At 30.2% G+C, this 3,007-nt stretch carries 4 protein-coding genes and 1 pseudogene; all 5 read left to right on the top strand.

The features are described 5' to 3' along the window. A pseudogene (locus ACVC2P_RS04130) lies at positions 1 to 194 on the top strand (DUF1572 domain-containing protein); the annotation flags it as partial. Between the two features lie 3 nt (positions 195 to 197). Further along, positions 198 to 920 carry a DNA alkylation repair protein gene (locus tag ACVC2P_RS04125; RefSeq protein ID WP_452597220.1) on the top strand — a complete coding sequence of 241 codons (723 nt, stop codon included), beginning with the start codon at positions 198 to 200 and terminating at the stop codon, positions 918 to 920. Further along, positions 904 to 1,797 (top strand): hypothetical protein, encoded by an 894-nt coding sequence (locus ACVC2P_RS04120; protein ID WP_452597219.1) that lies wholly within the window; start codon positions 904 to 906, stop codon positions 1,795 to 1,797. The genes ACVC2P_RS04125 and ACVC2P_RS04120 overlap by 17 nt, the downstream gene beginning before the upstream one ends. Positions 1,798 to 1,898: 101 nt before the next feature. Then, entirely contained in the window at positions 1,899 to 2,402 is a 504-nt protein-coding gene (locus ACVC2P_RS04115) for a DinB family protein (protein ID WP_452597218.1), read from the top strand. A 54-nt stretch (positions 2,403 to 2,456) separates the two neighbouring features. Then, positions 2,457 to 3,007: endonuclease/exonuclease/phosphatase family protein (locus ACVC2P_RS04110; protein ID WP_452597217.1), on the top strand; the 551-nt coding region annotated here is incomplete at its 3' end.

The raw sequence follows: 3,007 nt of genomic DNA, 5'->3' as shown, positions 1-3,007 counted from the left end.
CCTTATTAACAAATGCAGAAGACTTTGCCTCTATTTTAGAAACTTTCCCTGATAATACGTTAGAAACTATTTTTGTAGATGAAAAATATGGCAATTATAGAAGAAATATAAATGCAATGATAGAGCATAGTTATTACCATTTAGGGCAAATTACATTAATAAAAAAGTTATTACCAACAGATAATATGCTATAACCATTGAAAGTAATTACAAGAAAAGCTGAAGTAAAAGAACGTCTCATTAAATGTTTAAACTTATACTACTCAGAAGGTTTAATAGAATGTTTGCATAAATTGGAAACATTGCTACTATCGCAAAAAGTAAAATTCCCACTTTTAGAGTATTGTGCTCAAGAATTTTATCTACGCTTACAACCAAACGAGCATCTTCTTTTTTGCGATAAAATACAGGCTTTAAAAACTGAAGGCGGTAATGTTATTTTAGGTATTATACTACAAAAACGATTAGAAGATCATTTTTTAGAGTCTATTAATAAAGCAACAGAATATATTGCAGATGCAGACATTTGGTATGTTTGCGATATTATTGGCGAACGCGTTTATGGCTACTCATTATTACATAATCCAGATATTACAATTGCAGAATTTAACCAACTTTCTAAACACGAAACGCCTTGGGTTATTCGTGCTCTAGGCGCAGGTACACATTATGCTATAAAAAAAGGATTACACCCCAATCACGTAAAAACCGTTTTTAAGCTATTGTTAACTATGGCAAATACTAAAAATAAAGAAATACGACAAGGTATTGGTTGGGCTGCAAAAACGACAGCTAAATTTCATCCAGAAATTATAAAAGACTTCCATAATGAAATTAATAATACCAATACTGTTGAGAATTGGTTTAGAAATAAAATTTCCATTGGTTTAAATAGACATGAATATGCCAAGAGAAATTGAAGTAAAATCGGTTTTAAATAAAACTAAAAAAAGAGACCCTTGGTTTTTAGACGATTATACTATTAACCTCTACAGTAGTTGTGCTTTTAATTGTTTGTATTGCTACATTAGAGGGAGTAAGTATGGCACAAATTTAGAACAGAGTATGTCTGTTAAAACTAATGCTATAGAAATATTAGACAGGCAACTATACAATAGAGCAAAAAAGCAACAATATGGAGTTATTGTACTCTCTTCTGCTACAGAACCATACATGTCTATTGAAAAAGATTATGAATTAACGAGGAATGCATTAAAGCTAATAAAGAAATATAAATTCCCCGTACATGTCATCACAAAATCTGATGGTATAGAAAGAGATTTCGATTTATTACACGATATTAATGCTACAGCAATTATACCTAATGATTTATCTAATAGATTAAGCAAAGGTGTTATCGTTTCCTTTTCTTTTTCTACATTACATGATACAGTAGCTAACCATTTTGAAAAAGGAGCTACACCGCCATCCAAACGACAAATAACATTACAAAACACAGTAAACGAAGGCTTTTTAACTGGCGTAAGTTTAATGCCTTTATTGCCTTTTATTTCTGATACTACTGCACATTTAAATTTGTTATTTTCTACTTTTAAAGCTTCAAAAGTAGATTATATTTTACCCGCTACACTAACACTTTTTGGTAATGGTAAAGCCGATAGTAAAACACTTATTTTAAATGCAATAAAAAAACATTATCCGCAATTAGAAGATAGGTACAATCATTATTTTAAAAATAGTAACGGACTACCTAACTTTTACAGGCATGCGTTTTCAAAAAAAATGAAAGAGTTGTCTATAACTTATGGCATAAAAGATTTTATAGAGAAAAAATAAAAGTTACTTCTAGTATTCTAGAGTTTCCCTTTAATAATTATAATCACATTATTAAAATGAATTATATTTAGGCTTATAAAGGAACTAAGTATAGTTGACACATGACAAAAGGAAAGAAATATAGAGCCAATGGAGCAATAGGAGCTCTTCTTGACGAATACGAAAGGGCCATAAACAATCTAATATTAACTATTAAGGACTTAAACCAGAATGAACTGGAATTGGTAGTAGACCCAGAAACAAAAGATGAGGATTGCAAATCAATTCAATCAATTTTAACTCATGTCGTTCAAAGCGGTTATACTTATGTTATAGAAATAAGAAAGTGGTTAGGCGAAGATGTTTCTTATAAAGATAAAGAAACGCTAAATAGTATTCAGGACTATAATTTAGCATTAGTTAAAATGTTTAATTTTACAGAAACTCTCTTCAATAACCATCCAAATATAAAATTGACCGAATTAGACTCTAACCATAAAATTAAAGTTAGATGGAATCAAACCTTCGATGTTGAACAATTGATACAGCTTGCAATTGTTCATGTATTAAGGCACAGACGACAAATAGAAATATTCCAAACCAAAATAAACCAGCAACTAACATAACCTAAACTGCGTTAAAACAAAGTTTATTTAAGCGTTGTGGATTATTAATAAAAAATGAAAAGAATTATATACATTCTCGTTTGCTTAGTTTTTGTTACCTCATGCAAACTAAAAAAAGAACAATCCACTACTCTAAAAATAATGTCTTATAATATTAGGCATGGCTTAGGATTAGATACTATTTTAGATTTGTCTCGCTCTGCAAAAATTATAAAATCGGAAAAACCAGATTTATGTGGGTTACAAGAAGTAGATAATTTTTGTTTACGATCGGACAGTATTGGCCAGACAGCCTATTTATCTCAAAAAACAAATATGGAAGGGACTTTTGGTGAGTTCATGAAACTTCAAGGCGGAGCTTATGGAATGGCCACTTTATCTGCTAAACCAATAGTGTCTACTAAATTACTACAGCTACCTGATGCTTTGTATGAACCACGTATTGCCATAGTTCAAGAAATAAAACTAACTAAAGACTGTAATATTGCATTTGCAAATGTTCATTTTGATTGGGTTGAAAATAAAGAAGGCAGTAATAACCGATTAAGTCAAGCAAAAGCATTGGTAAATTATATTAATACATTAAACAAAGCAGCGATTATAAC

This window comes from Pontimicrobium sp. MEBiC01747 (genome assembly GCF_053601635.1).
Note: the sequence above shows the minus strand (reverse complement) of the source record. Positions and strands in the feature narration are given on the sequence as shown.

Excerpts from the sequence above, each read along its gene's own strand:
- ACVC2P_RS04120 (WP_452597219.1), top strand. The coding sequence starts at position 904 with ATGCCAAGAGAAATTGAAGTAAAATCGGTTTTAAATAAAACTAAAAAA.
- ACVC2P_RS04115 (WP_452597218.1), top strand. The coding sequence starts at position 1,899 with ATGACAAAAGGAAAGAAATATAGAGCCAATGGAGCAATAGGAGCTCTT.